Origin of the sequence: Ruegeria arenilitoris, assembly GCF_013032445.1 — a bacterium.
GTDB lineage: Bacteria > Pseudomonadota > Alphaproteobacteria > Rhodobacterales > Rhodobacteraceae > Ruegeria > Ruegeria arenilitoris_F.
Genome location: NZ_WQCA01000002.1, coordinates 218096 through 234526 on the forward strand (window position 1 = coordinate 218096; position 16431 = coordinate 234526).

Sequence of the window (16431 nt, forward strand, 5' to 3'; positions counted from 1 at the left end):
CAAGCGGCGGGGCTGACCTGCACAGACAGGAGCATGCGATGAACAAATGGGTTTGTGTTGGCCTTTTGGGCCTGCTTGTGGCCTGTGACGTGCCTCAGGCCCCGGTGGTGACCGGGCCAGATGGGCAGCCGCGCATTCAGATCAGCACATCGGGGCTGACCTGTTACAACAATCGTTGTCTGGACATTAACCCGGCCGCGCGCAGTGTGCGTCAGATCGGGAACCGGACAACGCGCATTCCCCGTGACATCGACGTCAGTGACGGTACCGTTACCCCCGCTGAATTCGAGCAAATGGGCGTAACCGCCGCATTGGCAGGTGGTGTCGGTGAGGGCAACCGCTAGCAGAGACTGTCCATCTTGCGTGCCAGCTTGGCGTCCAACGCCGACAGACCGCCCACGTCATGGGTGGCCAGCGTCACCTCAACAGTGCGGTAGACATTGGACCATTCGGGATGGTGGTTCCATTTTTCGGCAAATATCGCCACCTGCGTCATCCAGCCAAAAGCGTGGACGAAATCCTCGAAAATAAAGGTCTTGGTGATTGCATCCCGGCCTTCAACCATGGTCCAGCCGTTTTCGAACAGCGGGTCCAGCAGCGGGCCGCGGGTCTCGGGCGACAAGAGTTCGGTCATTGCTGTTCCTCCGGGTTCAATTTCCTGAACGGACCGTATTCCGTCAGGATCTCGATCTCTTCTCCCACTGCGGCGGCCTCGGCGTCCAGATATTTTCGGATCGCATCGGCGAAACCGGGGTCACCGACCCAATGCAAGCTATGCGTGCGCGTGGGCAAATAGCCTCGTGCCAGCTTGTGTTCACCCTGCGCGCCCGCTTCAACCCGGGTCAAACCTTGGGCAATGGCAAAATCAATCGCCCTATAGTAGCACAATTCGAAATGCAGGCAGGGGTGATGTTCAACACAGCCCCAATAGCGGCCAAACAGAGTTTCGCGCCCAATGAAATTCAGCGCCCCGGCAATCGGATAGCCGTCACGTTCCGCCAGCACCAAAGCCATATCATCCGCCATGGTTTCCTGAGCGGTATCAAAGAATTGACGCGTCAGGTATGGCATGCCCCACTTGCGTGACCCGGTGTCCTGATAGAACCGCCAGAAGGCATCCCAATGCTCCGGCCGCAACTGGTCTCCGGTCAATGTGCGAATCTCACCACCGAACCCACAAGCCTGAGCCCGCTCCTTGCGGATATTCTTACGTTTGCGCGACGACAGCGCGTTCAGAAACCCGTCGAAATCCGAGTATGCGTCATTGAGCCAGTGAAACTGCTGCGACGTACGCAGCATCAGGCCCATCTGCTCGCCCGCGATGGCCTCATCCTCGGTGCAAAAGGTGGCGTGCAGCGACGACACACGGTTGTCTGCGGCCAGTTGCACCGCGCCTTGCACCAGCGCCGACATACCCACCGCCTCGTATCCCGGCCGCACCAGAAAGCGCCGCCCTGTTGCGGGAGTGAAGGGTACGGCGATCTGCAGTTTGGGATAGTACTGCCCCCCTGCGTTTTCGTAGGCATGTGCCCAGTTGTGGTCGAAGATATATTCGCCCTGACTGTGCGACTTGGCGTACATGGGCGCTGCGCCGATCAGCATCCCGTCCAGATAGGCGGTTAGGTATTGCGGTTGCCAGCCGGTGCCACGCCCGACCGAGCCGCTGTTTTCCAACGCCAACAGGAACCGATGGGTGGTAAACGGGTCCAGCGGCCGCCCGCCATCAGCGGCCTCGGGACAGGCGCAACTGTCCCAAGCCTCGGCAGAAATCTGCGACAGCGATCCCAGAACCTGAACTTCGATTTGCGCCTGATCCATGTGCCCTCCGCGTCTGGTCTTTATCTGTGACGGTGGGGGAAGGGTTCAACCCGCATGCGGGGCCAAATACCCCTCGAAGGTCACATTGTCGGCAACCTCGCGGGCCTGTGCCTCTTGTTCGGGCGACCGCACCGTCCAGCACAGGACCGGCACACCACGCGCTTTGAGTTCAGCCACGCGGGGGCGGGACAGATCGGCAACCTCATGGCTGATGAAACTGGCACCGACCCGGTCAAAATCGGGGATGTCGCGCAGGTGATCACAGACGGTCAGCGGCAACAGTTCGACCTTTGGCTGATAGGAACAGGTCACGATGCCGCGCGGCAGGTGCGGGGCAAGGCGTGCCAACTCGGCCACGGAGTTGGGGTTGAACGACATGAGCGCCACCGGCCCGTCATAGCCCTGCAAGGCCCGCACCGCGTCCGCCTCAAGCGGGCCGACATCGGTTCCCATCGCGCCGTCCTGATCCTTGAACTCGATCAGCAAAGGCACCTTGCCGCCGACCATCTCCAACACCTCGTCCAGTGTCGGAATGCCGTCATCCGCGTGTAACAATTGGGTGGCCTTCGCCTGCGCCGCCGTGACCTGCTGAATTGGGCCGGACTGCCCGGTCAGGCGCGTCATGTCATAGTCATGAAACACCATCGCCCGGTTGTCCGAGCTCCGTTGCAGATCGATCTCGATCCCGTACCCGGCCTCGACCGCAGCCCGAATGGCCGCCCGGCTGTTTTCCGGGCGGCTGTCCGATTTGTCATGCAACGCCCGATGCGCAATCGGGGTCCGCAAGAACACGGAAGGCAAGGACGGTGTCATTGGACCTCGAAGATGCCTTCGATTTCGACGGCCACTCCCAGAGGCAGTGCTGCGGCGCTTACGGCGGAACGGGAGTGGCGACCGGCATCACCCAGCGCTTCGACCAGAAAATCGGACGCACCGTTGATGACCTGCGGCTGTGCGGTGAAATCGGCGGTCGAGTTCACGAAACCGGTCAGCTTGATCACCCGCACCAGTTTTTCGATATCGCCACCGCAGGCCGCCTTGACCTGAGCCAGCAGGTTGATGGCACAAACCTTTGCCGCCGCCGCACCAGCCTCGACCTCCATGTCATCGCCCAGCTTGCCGGTAATCAGATCGTCATCCTTGGAAATCTGGCCCGACACATAAACGATGTTGCCGACCCGTACGAAAGGCACGTAGTTGGCCGCCGGTGCGGGCGCATCCGGCAGGGTGACGCCGAGGCTTTCCAGTTTCGCTGAGATGCTCATGAGGGTTCCTCCAAATCTTGAGTCGCGGCGAAGCTAACCGGGAAGGTCAGGTTCGGAAAGCCTGAAAACGGGGATGGACGTGCCCGAAAGGTGGGCGTAACTCTTCTTATTCCGAACAGTTGAAGCGGTGCCGCTTTACCTCAGCCCGTCGGGCGGGTTAAACGCTATCTGTTTCATACGTGTTTTGGAACGTATATGTGACGTCGGATTGGGCCGCTCTAGTGGCCATAGGCAGTATTGATTGATAGTTCGGGCAAACGAACCCGAAAGGTTTGGAGTGGCAAAGACCGTGTTGAGCAGACCCCGCCTGAAATACCTGATCGTTCTGCCCCTGATGGCAGTTCTAAGCGCCTGCGCTACGCGGCCACCAGAAGGTACCCCACCAAGCGAAGTTTTCGATCCCTATGAAAGAAACAACCGGGGCATTCACAAATTCAACCTCGGTGTTGACCGCTTTCTTTTCCGCCCGGCCTCGAAAGGGTACGTCAAGATCGTGCCGGACCCGATGGTGACCAGTTTCAGCAATTTCGCTGAAAACCTGACACTGCCCGGACAGGCGCTGGACTATCTGCTTCAGGGCAACCCCAAGCAATCCGGTAACGCTCTGCTACGATTCGTCATCAACATGACAGTGGGCGGCGTGGGCCTGTCATCCCCCGCAGATGAATTGAACCTGCCACCGGTGGATACCGATTTTGGCGAAACGCTGCATGTGTGGGGCGTTGGCGAAGGTGCTTATGTCGAACTGCCGTTCTATGGTCCGTCGACGCAGCGGGATGCGATCGGCGTTGTGGTTAACCTGTTTTCTAACCCGATCAACTTCAGCCCCACCCGCCCGGTCGATAACATCGGTGTCTATGCCGAAGTTGTGCGCCGAATGGGTGATCGGGGCCGGTTTTCGGATACGGTCGACTCGATTCTGTATGAAAGCGCCGATAGCTATGCGCAGGCACGGACAATTTTCATCCAGAACCGCCGCTTCGAACTGGCACGGGACGATGAGGAAGCCTATCTGGGTCTTTATGATGACCCCTATGCTGAAACCGGGACCGACCCAGTCAGGGACCCCTACCTAGACCCCTACGAGGACCCCTATGCCGAGTAATCATTTAAACAGACGCAATTTTATCGCCACTGGCCTAGCCGGTGTGATGCTGACCGCCCTTCCCGCCTTTGCCCAGACTGAAGCCAGCGCAAAGGCACTGGTTGTCAGTGTCGTGGACGAGATCAACCGCGTGATCGCCTCGGGCAAGTCCGAAAAAGCGATGATCCGCGATTTCGAAAAGATCTTCGTGCAATACGCCGATGTGCCGATCATGGCGCGCTATGTGCTGGGGGCCGATGGCCGCTCAGCCAGCCCGTCGCAAATCAAGCAGTTCACCAAGGCGTTTCAGGGCTATATCTCGAACAAATATGGCCGTCGCTTCCGTGAATTCATCGGCGGTCAGGTGACCGTGCGCAATGCCCGCAAGATCAAGGCAGGGTACGAAGTACGCACCTCGGTCAAGCTGCAGGGTTCGTCACCATTCGAAGTGACCTTCCTTGTTTCGGACAAGTCGGGCCGCGACAAGTTCTTCAACATGTTCATCGAAGGGGTGAATATGCTGCTGACCGAAAGGACCGAAATCGGCGCGATGCTGGACGCGCGCGGCGGCGATCTGAATCGTCTGATCAAGGACATGAAGCAGAACAGGGTCAGCTGACCCGGTTCGCAAGCTAAAAAAGCGCCGCGCGATTGGTTTCGCGCGGCGCTTTTTCGTTTAGTTCAGCCGCTCACCGGTTTCTTTGGCAAAGTAGGACACTTTGCTCATGTCGAAAGCGAGGTTTAGCATCCTGCCGGCCTGCGCGCTGGTTTCCGCGTGCAGACGCGCCGTGACCTGCTTGCCGCCCAGTTCTGAAACCACATAGGTGTCGGCCCCGGCGGGTTCGACCATATCCACCAGACACTCGGCCTCTTGCACGCCAGCCCCGGCGCGGAAGCCTGCCTCGGCGATATCCTCAGGGCGGAGGCCAAGGATCACGTCCTTGGGCAGCGACAGATCACGGGAATCTTTCAGTACCAGCGTCTCACCCGTTTCACGCGCGATGGCGATCTCTGTGCCCGAGCCATTCTTGGTCGCCTGCGCCGGGATCAGGTTCATCGCGGGCGAGCCCATGAAGTCTGCCACAAACAGGTTGGCCGGGTTGTTGTAGATCTCGGCGGGGGTGCCGATCTGCTGTACGATGCCGCCTTTCAGAACCACAATTTTGGTCGCCAGTGTCATCGCTTCGATTTGGTCGTGGGTCACATAGACGATCGAGGCATCCAGCGTCTGGTGCAGTTTCTTGATCTCAGTCCGCATTTCGACCCGCAGCTTGGCGTCGAGGTTCGACAGAGGCTCGTCAAACAGGAACAGCTTGGGATCGCGCACCAGCGCCCGGCCCATCGCCACACGCTGACGCTGACCACCCGACAATTGGCTGGGGCGGCGGTTCAGTAGCGGCTCGATCTGCAGCAGTTGGGCAACCTCTTTCAACTTGGCGTCCTGCGTCGCCTGATCGACCCCGCGCACCTTCATCCCGAAGGTGATGTTCTTGGCCACGGTCATGGTCGGGTACAGGGCGTAGGACTGGAACACCATCGCGATGTCGCGGTCCTTGGGACTGACATGGGTCATGTCGTTGCCACCGATGGACAGGGTGCCGCCGGTGATTTCCTCTAGCCCCGCAATACAGTTCAGCAGGGTGGATTTACCGCAGCCTGAGGGGCCGACCAGCACCAGGAAATCGCCCGGTTCGATCGAGATGTTGATGTCCTTCAGAATCTCGGTCGCGCCGTAGTTCTTGTAGAGTTTGTTGATATCAAGGATGGGAGCCATGGGTCTTATCCCTTCACTGAGCCAGCGGTCAGACCGCGGATGAAATACTTACCGGCAACGACATAGACGAGCAGTGTCGGCAGCCCCGCGATGATCGCGGCAGCCATGTCGACGTTGTACTCTTTGACGCCGGTGGTGGAGTTTACGATGTTGTTGAGTGCCACGGTCACTGGCTGCGTGCCCGCCTGGCTGAACGACACGCCGAACAGGAAGTCGTTCCAGATCTGCGTGAACTGCCAGATGACGGTCACCACGATGATCGGCAGCGACAGCGGCAGGAAGATCGACCAGAAAATCCGCATGAAACCCGCACCATCAACCCGGGCGGCCTTGGTCAGCTCAGCCGGAATGGTGACATAGTAGTTGCGGAAGAACAGCGTGGTGAAGCCCAGCCCGTAGATCACGTGGACAAAGATCAGACCCGGAATGGTACCTGCAATGCCCATGATACCCAGCAAACGCGCCATCGGCAGCAGAACAACCTGGAATGGGATGAAGCAACCAAACAGCATCAGCGAGAAGATGATGTTGGCGCCTTTGAACCGCCATTGCGCCACGACATAGCCGTTCAACGCGCCCAGCAGGGTCGAGATGGCCACCGCAGGCACTGCGATCAGGACCGAGTTCCAGAAGTAAGGCCGCAGACCTTCGCACTGGATACCGGTACAGGCACCGGACCAAGCGGTGTTCCAGGCGTCGAAGCTCACCTCACGAGGCAGCGAGATCAGGGACCCGGTGCGGATTTCCTCAAGGCTTTTCAACGATGTGGTCAACATCACGAACAGCGGCATCAGGTAATACAGCGCGAACAGGCCCAGCAGGACATACAGCAACCAACGCAGGGCAATCTTGCCAGCAGCACTTTGGGTGCGGCTTTGAGTTTGGGATTGGGGCATCGAAATATCAGTCATTTTTAGCCCTCAGCTCTGAGTAAAGGTAAGGAACCACGATGGCAAAGACGACCAGCATCATGATCATCGCGGAAGACGCCGCCTGACCAATATCTCCACGCGAAAAGGCCATTGCGTACATGTAGGTTGCCGGCAGATCGGTCGCGTAACCCGGACCGCCACCCGTCAGGGCGATGACAAGGTCAAAGCTCTTGATCGCAAGGTGCGCTAGCACGATAAAGGCGGACAGGAAGATTGGGGCCATCGAGGGGATGATAATCGCCGTGTAGATGCGCCATGTGGGGATGCCATCGACCTGGGCTGCCTTGATGATCTCACCATCAACCGACCGCAAACCGGCTAGAAACAGCGCCATGACGAAGCCCGAACTTTGCCAGATGGCGGCCATCACAATGGTGTAGATGGCGTAATCGGGGTTCACCAGCCAGTCGAATTCGAAGTTTGTGAAACCCCAACCCTGCACCATGGATTCTATGCCCAGACCCGGGTTTAGGATCCACTTCCACGCGGTACCGGTCACGATCATCGACAACGCCATCGGGTACAGGTAGATCGTCCGAATGGCCCCTTCGACGCGGATTTTCTGGTCCAGCAGGATCGCCAGCAACAGGCCCAGCGCCATTGCGATCACGATGAACAGCGCGCCAAAGATATACAGGTTGTTGATTGCCGTATCCCAGCGGGGCGAGTCGAACAGGCGTTCATACTGGATGAATCCCTTGATCTCGTATTTCGGCAACAGTTTTGATCGGGTCAGTGACACCCAGGCCGTCCATCCGATAAAGCCGTAGACAAAGATCAATACGGCAATGAACGACGGTGCCAGCACCACCTTGGGCAGGTGGTTTTCCAGCCATTCGGACATTTTTTCCTCCGGGAGAAAAGAGGTTCTGCCCCGCAGTATAGGGGCAGAACCGGTTCGGATCAGTAGCTGTTGGCCACCGCGTCCGCCAGTTGCTGAACCGCGTCAGCCGAGGACATTTCCGAGTTGAAGTGAGCGGTCACAACGTCAGTGATTGCACCGGACTGCGATCCGCGCAAAGCCATACCGTGCGCATAAGACGGCAGCAGCGAACCGGCCGCCGAGGTCGAACCCATGTCTTCGGCCGACAGGTTGGCGCAGATGTCAAAGTCATCCAGCGCCACGTCGGTGCGTGCGGGGATCGAGCCCTTGTTCAGGTTGAACACTTTCTGGAAGTTCGGTGCCACGATCAGCTTGGCCAGCAGGTCCTGACCGGCTTTTTTGTCATCACCGTCCACGTCGAACATGGCAAAGCTGTCGACGTTATACAGATAGCCATCGCCGGGGGTCGAGGCACACAGGAAGTCCTCACCGGGTTTCTTGCCCGCAGCCAGGAACTCACCTTTGGCCCAGTCGCCCATGATCTGGAAGGCGGCTTCGCCGTTCATGACCATCGCAGTGGCCAGGTTCCAATCACGGCCCGAGAAGTTTTCATCCACGTAACCGCGCATCATGCGCATTTGGTCAAACACCTGAACCATCGTGTCCGAGGTCAGTGCCTCGGGGTCCAGATCAACCAGCGCCTTCTGGTAGAATTCAGGTCCACCGATGCCCAGCACAACGGCTTCGAATACGGTGGCGTCCTGCCACGCTTGACCGCCATGGGCCAGCGGGATCACACCGGCATCCATCAGCTTGGTTGCAGCAGCGTTGAACTCATCCCAGGTTGTCGGCATCTCGATACCGTTTGCCGCCAGCACGTCAGCGTTGGCCCAGATCCAGTCGACGCGGTGTACGTTCACCGGCGCGGCGCACCATACGCCTTCGCACATCATGTGACCCGCGATCGAGGCGGGCAGCACCTCGGCCCAGCCTTCGGCCTCAGCCACGCTCGAGATATCAGCCAGAACACCCTCTTCATACCATTCCTGAATGGCGGGGCCTTTCAGCTGAACAGCGGTCGGAGCGTTGCCCGAAAGCACACGCGCCCGCAGCGCGGTCATTGCAGCATCACCGCCGCCACCGGCAACCGGCATGTCGGTCCAGCTGCCACCGTTGGCGGCGAACTCTTCCTGCAATACGGCGACCGATTTGGCCTCACCACCCGATGTCCACCAATGCAGAACTTCGGCCTGCGGCTCGGCCAGAACCGACGTCCCGGCCACCACGGCCAGGGTCGATGCGGTGGCAAATACAAAACGCTTCATTACGTGTCTCCTCCCTGAGAACTTTGTGACTGCAAACGCAGCGATGCCCGACATACTGCGCTCGGATTGCCATCTGGCAACGCTTAATCCCGTGCGAAATCCTGTCGCCGCCCAAATTTTCACCGCTTTTGTTACAGCGTGTTACGTTGACATTGAATCTGTTTCCGTTCGTTACAATGCACGATACCGGAGGAGCAGAAATTGGGAGGACAAGCCGCGTGAGCATTCCGCGACTACTGGTGGTGGATGACGACCCCGAGATGCGGTCGATGATGACCCAGTTCCTGCAGCAGAACGGGTTCATCGCGCTGCCCGCCAGTTCGGAAAACGAAATCCGCTCGCATCTGACCGCAGGCCGGATCGACCTGATCCTGCTGGACGTGATGCTGGGGGATGAAAACGGGGTCGAGATCTGCGCCCGCCTGCGGGCCGAGCAGGATGTGCCGATTATCCTGGTCTCGGCGCTGTCTGCCGATCATCAGCGCATGGCGGGGTATGAGGTCGGGGCCGACGACTATATCGCCAAACCGTTTAACCCACAGTTGTTGCTGGCCCGTGTCCGCGCGGTGATGCAGCGCGCCCGGCGCACGCCGTCACTGGCTTATCGCCGCCGCACGCGCAACTTTCGGTTCAACGATTGGACCTATGACGGCAAGCGGGACGAGGTGCACTCGCCCGAGGGCTATCTGGTTTCTCTGTCTCAACGGGAAACCGCACTGCTGAAGGTTCTGCTGGCTAATCCGCATATCCCCTTGACCCGGGATGAGATCGCTGCCGCGCTGGACGTCACCGGCAGCGCCGACAAGCCCGAAGCGCAGGGCCGCGCCATCGACATGTTGGTCGGGCGGCTACGATCCAAGATCGAGGCGAACCCTAAAGATCCACAAATGCTGCGCACTGAACGCGGTGTCGGATATGTCTTTGCCGCCGAGGTGTTCGTGGACGAGGGCGCATGACAACGCGCGCTCCGCGCCTGCGCAGCCTGGGCTGGATCTGGACCGGGGCGGCCTTTGCCTCGGGTCTTTTGTCCGCCGGGCTGTGGTTTTCATCGGCCCGCGCCTGGGACGAATTTCTCACCCGCGCCTATGTCGCTGGCTTTGCTGTCTACGAGGAGCTGCGGGTCGGAATAACCCCTCCGCCGGGTGTCACGGTCAATGCCTTGTCGCCCGAGGCGGCGAAACTGGCCGATGCGGGCCAGTTCGAACAATTGCCTGGCCTGTCGGACCGCAGTTTTGTCACTAACCTGTCGATCCTGACCGACAACACCGCCCCTCTGACCGGGCGAGAGTTGACGCTGGCGGTGATGTCCGAACGGCTGGTCTATCCGGTGTCCGATATCCTGTCGCGCATCGATCAGACCGGGGCCGAGAAGATGGGCAACCTGACCCGCCTGCTGGCTACCTATTGCAGCGAACCCATCCTGATCGCCCGGTTCGGGCGCAATGACTGGCGGCAAGTGGATGGCACAGATGTCTGGGGCTGCAAGGCCGCCCCCGCCGATCTTCGCCTTCCCGCCATTCTGGCCGCGATCGTGGCACTGGCGGTCATCCTGACCTCAGTTGGCAATGTTTCGGATACCTTCACCCGGTTCGCTGGCGCGCTGCGCGATCGCAAGCGCCGGGGCGGGCCGAACAACTATGAAGCCGATGGCCCGGCGGAACTGCGCGAGATTGTATCTGCTGTGAACGACCATCTGGATGCCGAGCGGGCGCAGCTTGAAAAACGCGCCACCGTTCTGTCCGGGGTCAGTCACGATCTGGGCACACCCGCCACCCGGGTCCGCCTGCGCGCCGCCCTAATCCCCGATGACGAATTGCGCGAAAAGCTTGAGGCGGATGTGGATCAGATGACCGGCATGATCGAAAGCGTCCTGACCTACACGCGATCCGAGTTGAGCGTCGAAGAACCCCGTCAGATTTCATTGACCGCGCTGGTCGAGTCTCTGGTCGCCGATTACCAGGATATGGACCTGCCAGTGACGCTGAGGAAAATTACTCCCGTCGCAGTCGAGGGCGCGCCGTCGCTTTTCATGTCGCGACGTGGGTATGGATCGCTGCCGGAAACACGGCGCATGCTGGTAATGGCGCGGCCAATCTCGTTGAAACGCGCGCTGACCAACCTCATCGACAATGCCTTGAAGTATGGCCGCCATGCCGAGGTTCAGCTGGAAACCGATGCCCGCACGGCCACCATCACCGTTGAGGATAAGGGGGCCGATCTGTCCGTTTCAGATATCGAAGTGCTGATGGCCCCGTTTCGCCGCGGGTCCAATATCGGGTCCTCGGATGGGTTCGGCCTTGGCCTGACCATCGTGGCCACGATTGCCGAACAACATGGCGGTTCCCTCAGTTTCGAGGCCGGGGATCAGGGCTTGCGGGCTCGGCTGCAGATCACCCGGCAGTAAGGGTTCAGGTCATGTAACTGCGCACCAATGCGCCTGCGATCATCGACCACCCGTCGGCGATGACGAAAAATGCCAGTTTGAACGGCAGCGAGACGGTTGCCGGCGGCACCATCATCATCCCCATCGACATCAACACCGCCGCCACCACCAGGTCGATGATCAGAAACGGCAGGAAGATCAGAAAGCCGATCTGAAAGGCGCGGGCTATCTCGGATAGCATGAAGGACGGCATCAGGATCGACAGCGGTGCCTCGGGTGACAACGCGATAGCGTCGCCGTCGGGGCGCAGGGCGGCCATGGAATGGAACGTATCGGGGTCCAGCCGCGCGGCCATGAAGGCGCGGAACGGTTGGATCGCGATTTCCAGTGCCGGCTCAACCTCCATCGTTTCTTCGACCATGGGTTTGATGCCGGTGGTCCAGGCCTGGGAAAAGACCGGTTCCATGATGAAATATGTCAGGAACATCGCCAGACTAACGATCAGCATGTTGGGCGGAGATTGCTGCAACCCGATGCCTTGCCGCAGGATGGCCAGGACGGTGATCAAAAACGGAAAACAAGTAATCATGATCGCCAACCCCGGCGCGAGGCTGAGCACCGTGATCAACAGAATCAACTGGATGGTCCGCGCCGAGATCGAGCCCCCCTCACTCAGTGACAGCGACAATTCCTGCGCCGCAGCCAGCGAGGGGGACAGCATCGCAAACGCGACACCCAGCCAGAGAAAAACCCGCATCAACCGATCCCGTTTTGCAAATCCGCGATCTCGGTCAGACGCACGACAAGCTGACCCGCCTGATCGCCCTCCATCTCCTCCAGCAGGCCACGGGCCACCAGTTGGTCACCGACATACAGGTCCACGGGGTCCTCGATCCGCTTGTCCAGCGTCAGTACTGCGTTTTCACCCATGTTCAGCAAGTCGCGGATCAAAGGCCGCGCACGACCGACCGAGACTGTGACTTCGATCGGGACGGCTTCGAACGGGTTGGATTTCTCCGTTTTCGAGGTCTGGGGATCATTCATGGTTCACTGCCTTTTTTGCCTCAAATACATATGCGTCGAATGCCCCGGCGACCGAGGCAAGCAAGCCGCTGCAATCTACCTCGCGCTGCGAGATTCCGACCTGCAACCTTGCCTGTCCGGGCTCCAACGACGGGTCCTCGATCACGCGGGTGGGTGAGGACAAATCCTGCGGCAACAGGGCTTCGACCTCGTCCGTGCGACCTGCGGGTACGAATATCTGCATCGGCTGGCCGATCTGTTCGCGCGCCATGTCGGCCAGTTGTTCCACCAGCCGAGCGGCAAATCCTCGATCCAGTGTCTCGGGCAGGACAACCTGCACCAGACTGTGGAACATCGGCTCCAACGACAGGGTCATCCGGGTGACGGCCTCGTGATAGGTAAAGGACATATCCTCAAGCGATTTGGCCAGTTCGGCCGAGACCCGCCTCCGGCTTTGTTCCTGCGCCTGAACCGCGTCTTCCCAACCGGCGCTGTAGCCTTGTTCAAAGGCGGCCAGACGTTGTTCTTCCAATGCGTCCTCGTCCAGTAGGTGCAGCTTGCCGCCCCCGGCTTGCAGGGTGAAATCCTCAAGAAGATGAGCAATCGACATCAGACACGCTCCTCCCCTTCTTCAAGCCAGCTGCGCAGGATCTCGAGCGTCTCTTCCTGCTTGTCGCCGATCATCGCCCGCAGCCGATCCACCGGATCAGCGCCTTGCTGCGTGGCCAGCGCCGGTACGTCACCAGCAGGTGCCTGCCCCTGCAGCGAAGTGAATTGTCCGTTCTCGTCGGTTGCAATTTCACCGGTCAGATAGGCCTCGGGCTCCGGAGCAGTCCCGGCAGGCAGCAACGCGGGCGCTATCGCCGGTTTCGTCAAGATCGGACGGATCACGAACAGGCCGAGCACCATCGAGACAATCGCCAGAACCGCCATCTGGATCAGCGACATCGCGTCGAAATGCACCTTTTGCCAGATCGAGGCCGAGGCCATCGTGCCCTGTGGCTCAACCATCGGCAAGTTCAGCGATTTCAGGGTAATGACGTCCCCGCGCGCCTCGTCAAACCCAACGGCCGAGGCCACCAGCTCTTTCAGCGCGTCCATCTCGGCCTCGGGCATGGGTTCAAAGCTCTCGACCCCGGCCGCGTCCACCGTTCGGGTTCCATTGACCAGAACCGCAACGGTCAGACGTTTGATTGCACCGGGCGCATTGTGAACCTCAAGCTCGGTCTCCGAGACTTCATAATTCACCCGCTCGCGCGTCTGCGTCGCGTTGGAGTTCGATTCGTCGCCGCCAGCACCATCGCCATCGGGCAGATTCGATGCCACGGTGACATCGGCGGATTGATTACGGGCGCTATCCGAGCGTTCTTCGATATCAGTGCTGATGGCAACGCGACCCTTGGGATCAAAGCGGCGCTCGCGGATGGATTCGGTCTTTGTCACCGTATCGACACTGACCTCAACCACCGCGTTCCCGGTGCCGACGCGCGCCTCAATCAGTCGCATCACCCGTTCGCGCAGTTCGCGCGCCTTGTCATCGGCCGTATCCGCAGCCACGGCTGTTTCCTGCGCCCCGATCACCGCCCCGTTTGAATCGACAACCGCAACATTCTCGGGTGTCAGTCCACTAACCGCCGAAGCCACCAGAAACCGGATCGCCTTGGCCTGATCGGACGTGACCTGCGCCCCCGATGGCACCAGATAGACCGAGGCCGTCGGCGCCACGCTGCGTTGGAATGGATTGGTCGACCCGTTGGCGATATGCACCCGCGCCTGGCTGACATGGGGGCTGCCGACGATGGTTCGGGCAAGCTCACCCTCTTTCGCGCGCCAATAGGCGGCATCGAACATCTGCGACGTTGTACCGAAGCCGCTGAGCGAATCCAGCAGCTCATAGCCCTGATTGCCGTTTGCGGGCAGGCCCTCACTGGCCAGGGTCATGCGCAGCTCATCCCGCTGCGACCCGGGCACATAGATCGAGCCACCGCGAATCTCATACGTGACCCCGCGCTGTTCCAGCGAGCGGACAATATCCCCCGCGGCACCGCTTTCCAGCCCCGCATAAAGAAGGGTCATCGACGGCGCCGTCACCAGACGTGACATCGCAAGGACCCCAAGAAACACCAGCACGACCGCACCGGCAACAATGATTTGTTTACGCCTGTCCAAACTTGCCCAGACAGTTCCGATCTGCTGCACGCTCACCTCCGACTCGCCGACATTCTGCCCGGCGCATCCCCTGTTTGGACGATTGCCCTTAACAATCGGTTAGTCCCTGCCGGGTTATGACGATTGCAGAACGCACAAGTGAGGACGTCATGACTGACGCGACTGCAGAACAGGCAGAAACCCCGGAAAAGTCGGGGAAAAAAGGGCTGATCATCGGGGTGATTCTGGCCGTGGCCGGGGCCGCAGGCGGGTATTTCCTGACCACGTCCGGACTGTTGCCTTTCGGCGGCAAAGTCACGGTGGAAGAGGCAAACGAAAAGGATAAGGGCAAGCCGGTCAAGGCGTTGCCGCAGGTCGGTTTCGTCGATCTTCCGCCGGTGATCGTGTCGGTGAACGCGGGCGATTCGCGGCACCTGAAATTTCACGCTCAGCTTGAGGTGAACAGCGAATACGCCGCCGATGTCGAGAAGATGAAACCGCGAATTATGGACATCCTGAACGGCTATCTGCGCGCGGTCGAAGTGTCGGATCTTGAGGATTCTCTGGCCCTGATGCGCATCCGCGGACATCTGCTGCGGCGCATTGAAATTGTCGTCGGCGCGGGGCGCGTGCGCGATGTCCTCGTGATGGAATTCGTATTGAAATAGGAGGCGAAGTTGGAACTGATTGCAGATATTTTGCTGGTCGCCGGCGCGCTGGGTGCGGGTCTTTATTGTTTCGTGCTTTCCCGGCGGCTCAAGCGGTTCACCGACCTGGAAAAGGGCGTTGGCGGCGCGGTTGCTGTACTGTCGACCCAGGCTGATGAGCTGAAAAAGTCGCTCGGCGTTGCGCGAGAAGCATCAGACCAATCCGGCGAGGTTCTGAAAGAGCTGACGCAACGTGCCGAATCGGTCGCCCAGCGCCTTGAGCTGATGATGGCCTCTATGCATGACATTGTTCCGCCCGAAGACAAGCCTGCGAAACCGGCAGAATCGGAACCTGCCAAACCCGCAAAAGAGACAATCGCAAAGCCTGAGGCGGATGAGGAAACAACGGCAACAGAGTCGGAAGACACGCCTGAGTCGAGCGAAGAGCCTGCAGAGACGGAAGACAGTGTTGAAGCGGCCGACAAATCGGAACAGCCGGAAAACACCGCTGAAGCAACCGAAAAGCCTGTAGAGCCGGACAGCGAAACACCTGCCGCAACTCCGGCCAAGCGGCCCGATGGCCTGATGTTCTTCCGGCACAACCGGTCTCAGGGGAAGACCTCGACATGACCCGCAAGCCAACCGAAACGCGCCCCAAATGCGGCGTGCTGGTGGTCATCTCGTTACTGATGATCGGATCCGCCGCGATTCGCATCGGGCTGGAGTCCGGCCCCGCACTGGCAAAAGGCGCCCAGCCGTCAATGCCCGAAGCCAAACACGCGCGGGCCGAATTGCCCGGGGCTCAGGTTTTGCTAACCGAGTTGCTGCGCCGGGAAGAGGCGCTGAAACAGCGCGAGGCGGCCGTTATGGACAAGGAAAAGGCGCTGGCGATTGCCGATCAGGCGATCGAAACCCGCCTGATTGCGCTGCAAGAGGCCGAAGAAGCCCTGCGCGAAACGCTGGCCATTGCCGAAAAGGCCGCCGAGACCGACCTGACGCGCCTGACCGACGTCTACCAAAGCATGAAACCCAAAGACGCGGCAGCGTTGTTTGAGACAATGGACCCCAGCTTTGCCGCTGGCTTCCTGTCGCGGATGCCGCCGGACGCGGCTGCAGGCGTTCTGGCCGGGCTGAGCCCCGAGGCCGCCTATACGATCAGCGTCATCATGGCGGGCCGCAACGCCGCGGCGCCGCAGGAATAACACCTCA

At 59.9% G+C, this 16431-nt stretch carries 20 protein-coding genes; 8 read left to right on the top strand and 12 right to left on the bottom strand.

The annotated features are described in order from the left end of the window. Window positions 1–38: 38 nt before the first annotated feature. The gene (locus GOW98_RS03455) at window positions 39–344 is read left to right on the top strand and encodes a hypothetical protein (protein WP_170329671.1); all 306 of its coding nucleotides are present in this window, start codon (window positions 39–41) and stop codon (window positions 342–344) included. On the opposite strand, the gene GOW98_RS03460 is transcribed toward GOW98_RS03455, so the two are convergent. The 4 genes from GOW98_RS03460 to GOW98_RS03475 are packed head-to-tail and all read right to left on the bottom strand — an operon-like array spanning window position 341 to window position 3083. Next, the gene (locus tag GOW98_RS03460; RefSeq protein ID WP_170329672.1) at window positions 341–634 is read right to left on the bottom strand and encodes a 4a-hydroxytetrahydrobiopterin dehydratase; all 294 of its coding nucleotides are present in this window, start codon (window positions 632–634) and stop codon (window positions 341–343) included. The two genes, GOW98_RS03455 and GOW98_RS03460, sit on opposite strands and share 4 nt — an antisense overlap. Next, complete coding sequence (locus GOW98_RS03465) at window positions 631–1818, bottom strand: GNAT family N-acetyltransferase (RefSeq protein ID WP_170329673.1); 1188 nt, start codon at window positions 1816–1818, stop codon at window positions 631–633. Before GOW98_RS03465 ends, GOW98_RS03460 begins: the two co-directional genes overlap by 4 nt. A gap of 45 nt (window positions 1819–1863) precedes the next feature. After that, on the bottom strand, window positions 1864–2631 hold the full coding sequence (locus tag GOW98_RS03470; RefSeq protein ID WP_170329674.1) for a glycerophosphodiester phosphodiesterase family protein: 768 nt from the start codon (window positions 2629–2631) through the stop codon (window positions 1864–1866). Next, entirely contained in the window at window positions 2628–3083 is a 456-nt protein-coding gene (locus GOW98_RS03475) for a RidA family protein (protein ID WP_170329675.1), read from the bottom strand. The genes GOW98_RS03470 and GOW98_RS03475 overlap by 4 nt, the downstream gene beginning before the upstream one ends. A 334-nt stretch (window positions 3084–3417) precedes the next feature. Between GOW98_RS03475 and GOW98_RS03480 the strand changes: the two genes are divergently transcribed. After that, window positions 3418–4188, top strand: coding sequence for an MlaA family lipoprotein (locus GOW98_RS03480; protein WP_170329853.1), 771 nt, complete (start codon window positions 3418–3420; stop codon window positions 4186–4188). After that, window positions 4178–4786, top strand: coding sequence for an MlaC/ttg2D family ABC transporter substrate-binding protein (locus tag GOW98_RS03485; protein WP_170329676.1), 609 nt, complete (start codon window positions 4178–4180; stop codon window positions 4784–4786). Before GOW98_RS03480 ends, GOW98_RS03485 begins: the two co-directional genes overlap by 11 nt. A 57-nt stretch (window positions 4787–4843) precedes the next feature. On the opposite strand, the gene GOW98_RS03490 is transcribed toward GOW98_RS03485, so the two are convergent. Genes GOW98_RS03490 through GOW98_RS03505 form a run of 4 tightly spaced genes read right to left on the bottom strand, consistent with a single transcriptional unit; the run spans window position 4844 to window position 9021 of the window. Beyond that, window positions 4844–5941 carry an ABC transporter ATP-binding protein gene (locus GOW98_RS03490; RefSeq protein ID WP_170329677.1) on the bottom strand — a complete coding sequence of 366 codons (1098 nt, stop codon included), beginning with the start codon at window positions 5939–5941 and terminating at the stop codon, window positions 4844–4846. A 5-nt stretch (window positions 5942–5946) separates the two neighbouring features. Further along, complete coding sequence (locus tag GOW98_RS03495; RefSeq protein WP_170329678.1) at window positions 5947–6852, bottom strand: carbohydrate ABC transporter permease; 906 nt, start codon at window positions 6850–6852, stop codon at window positions 5947–5949. Further along, entirely contained in the window at window positions 6845–7717 is an 873-nt protein-coding gene (locus GOW98_RS03500; protein ID WP_170329679.1) for a carbohydrate ABC transporter permease, read from the bottom strand. The genes GOW98_RS03495 and GOW98_RS03500 overlap by 8 nt, the downstream gene beginning before the upstream one ends. A 59-nt stretch (window positions 7718–7776) precedes the next feature. Beyond that, window positions 7777–9021: an ABC transporter substrate-binding protein gene (locus GOW98_RS03505; protein WP_170329680.1), complete on the bottom strand. Its 1245-nt coding sequence runs from the start codon at window positions 9019–9021 to the stop codon at window positions 7777–7779. A 218-nt stretch (window positions 9022–9239) separates the two neighbouring features. On the opposite strand from GOW98_RS03505, the gene GOW98_RS03510 reads away from it, so the two are divergent. Continuing rightward, a complete protein-coding gene (locus tag GOW98_RS03510) occupies window positions 9240–9977 on the top strand; it encodes a response regulator transcription factor (RefSeq protein WP_170329681.1) in 738 nt (245 codons plus the stop codon). Further along, window positions 9974–11425, top strand: a complete 1452-nt coding sequence (locus GOW98_RS03515; protein WP_170329682.1) for a sensor histidine kinase — start codon at window positions 9974–9976, stop codon at window positions 11423–11425. The genes GOW98_RS03510 and GOW98_RS03515 overlap by 4 nt, the downstream gene beginning before the upstream one ends. A 4-nt stretch (window positions 11426–11429) precedes the next feature. On the opposite strand, the gene fliP is transcribed toward GOW98_RS03515, so the two are convergent. Genes fliP through fliF form a run of 4 tightly spaced genes read right to left on the bottom strand, consistent with a single transcriptional unit; the run spans window position 11430 to window position 14626 of the window. Next, window positions 11430–12161 carry a flagellar type III secretion system pore protein FliP gene (fliP, locus tag GOW98_RS03520; protein ID WP_170329683.1) on the bottom strand — a complete coding sequence of 244 codons (732 nt, stop codon included), beginning with the start codon at window positions 12159–12161 and terminating at the stop codon, window positions 11430–11432. Beyond that, the gene (locus tag GOW98_RS03525) at window positions 12161–12448 is read right to left on the bottom strand and encodes a FliM/FliN family flagellar motor switch protein (RefSeq protein WP_170329684.1); all 288 of its coding nucleotides are present in this window, start codon (window positions 12446–12448) and stop codon (window positions 12161–12163) included. Before GOW98_RS03525 ends, fliP begins: the two co-directional genes overlap by 1 nt. Then, a complete protein-coding gene (locus GOW98_RS03530) occupies window positions 12441–13037 on the bottom strand; it encodes an ABC transporter ATP-binding protein (protein ID WP_170329685.1) in 597 nt (198 codons plus the stop codon). Before GOW98_RS03530 ends, GOW98_RS03525 begins: the two co-directional genes overlap by 8 nt. Beyond that, on the bottom strand, window positions 13037–14626 hold the full coding sequence (gene fliF / locus GOW98_RS03535) for a flagellar basal-body MS-ring/collar protein FliF (protein WP_170329686.1): 1590 nt from the start codon (window positions 14624–14626) through the stop codon (window positions 13037–13039). Before fliF ends, GOW98_RS03530 begins: the two co-directional genes overlap by 1 nt. Window positions 14627–14745: 119 nt before the next feature. On the opposite strand from fliF, the gene GOW98_RS03540 reads away from it, so the two are divergent. The 3 genes from GOW98_RS03540 to GOW98_RS03550 are packed head-to-tail and all read left to right on the top strand — an operon-like array spanning window position 14746 to window position 16424. Then, a complete protein-coding gene (locus GOW98_RS03540) occupies window positions 14746–15243 on the top strand; it encodes a flagellar basal body-associated FliL family protein (protein ID WP_170329687.1) in 498 nt (165 codons plus the stop codon). A 9-nt stretch (window positions 15244–15252) separates the two neighbouring features. Further along, entirely contained in the window at window positions 15253–15852 is a 600-nt protein-coding gene (locus GOW98_RS26450) for a hypothetical protein (protein WP_170329688.1), read from the top strand. Further along, the gene (locus GOW98_RS03550; RefSeq protein ID WP_170329689.1) at window positions 15849–16424 is read left to right on the top strand and encodes a MotE family protein; all 576 of its coding nucleotides are present in this window, start codon (window positions 15849–15851) and stop codon (window positions 16422–16424) included. Before GOW98_RS26450 ends, GOW98_RS03550 begins: the two co-directional genes overlap by 4 nt. Window positions 16425–16431: the final 7 nt, after the last annotated feature.

Bases quoted from the DNA above. Each gene is read 5' to 3' on its own strand.
- fliP (WP_170329683.1), bottom strand. From the start codon at position 12,161: ATGCGGGTTTTTCTCTGGCTGGGTGTCGCGTTTGCGATGCTGTCCCCC.
- GOW98_RS03475 (WP_170329675.1), bottom strand. From the start codon at position 3,083: ATGAGCATCTCAGCGAAACTGGAAAGCCTCGGCGTCACCCTGCCGGAT.
- GOW98_RS03455 (WP_170329671.1), top strand. From the start codon at position 39: ATGAACAAATGGGTTTGTGTTGGCCTTTTGGGCCTGCTTGTGGCCTGT.
- GOW98_RS03515 (WP_170329682.1), top strand. From the start codon at position 9,974: ATGACAACGCGCGCTCCGCGCCTGCGCAGCCTGGGCTGGATCTGGACC.
- GOW98_RS03465 (WP_170329673.1), bottom strand. From the start codon at position 1,818: ATGGATCAGGCGCAAATCGAAGTTCAGGTTCTGGGATCGCTGTCGCAG.
- GOW98_RS03525 (WP_170329684.1), bottom strand. From the start codon at position 12,448: ATGAATGATCCCCAGACCTCGAAAACGGAGAAATCCAACCCGTTCGAA.
- GOW98_RS03495 (WP_170329678.1), bottom strand. From the start codon at position 6,852: ATGACTGATATTTCGATGCCCCAATCCCAAACTCAAAGCCGCACCCAA.
- GOW98_RS03500 (WP_170329679.1), bottom strand. From the start codon at position 7,717: ATGTCCGAATGGCTGGAAAACCACCTGCCCAAGGTGGTGCTGGCACCG.
- GOW98_RS03505 (WP_170329680.1), bottom strand. From the start codon at position 9,021: ATGAAGCGTTTTGTATTTGCCACCGCATCGACCCTGGCCGTGGTGGCC.
- GOW98_RS03470 (WP_170329674.1), bottom strand. From the start codon at position 2,631: ATGACACCGTCCTTGCCTTCCGTGTTCTTGCGGACCCCGATTGCGCAT.
- GOW98_RS03540 (WP_170329687.1), top strand. From the start codon at position 14,746: ATGACTGACGCGACTGCAGAACAGGCAGAAACCCCGGAAAAGTCGGGG.
- GOW98_RS03530 (WP_170329685.1), bottom strand. From the start codon at position 13,037: ATGTCGATTGCTCATCTTCTTGAGGATTTCACCCTGCAAGCCGGGGGC.
- GOW98_RS03485 (WP_170329676.1), top strand. From the start codon at position 4,178: ATGCCGAGTAATCATTTAAACAGACGCAATTTTATCGCCACTGGCCTA.
- GOW98_RS03460 (WP_170329672.1), bottom strand. From the start codon at position 634: ATGACCGAACTCTTGTCGCCCGAGACCCGCGGCCCGCTGCTGGACCCG.
- GOW98_RS03480 (WP_170329853.1), top strand. From the start codon at position 3,418: ATGGCAGTTCTAAGCGCCTGCGCTACGCGGCCACCAGAAGGTACCCCA.
- GOW98_RS03550 (WP_170329689.1), top strand. From the start codon at position 15,849: ATGACCCGCAAGCCAACCGAAACGCGCCCCAAATGCGGCGTGCTGGTG.
- GOW98_RS03490 (WP_170329677.1), bottom strand. From the start codon at position 5,941: ATGGCTCCCATCCTTGATATCAACAAACTCTACAAGAACTACGGCGCG.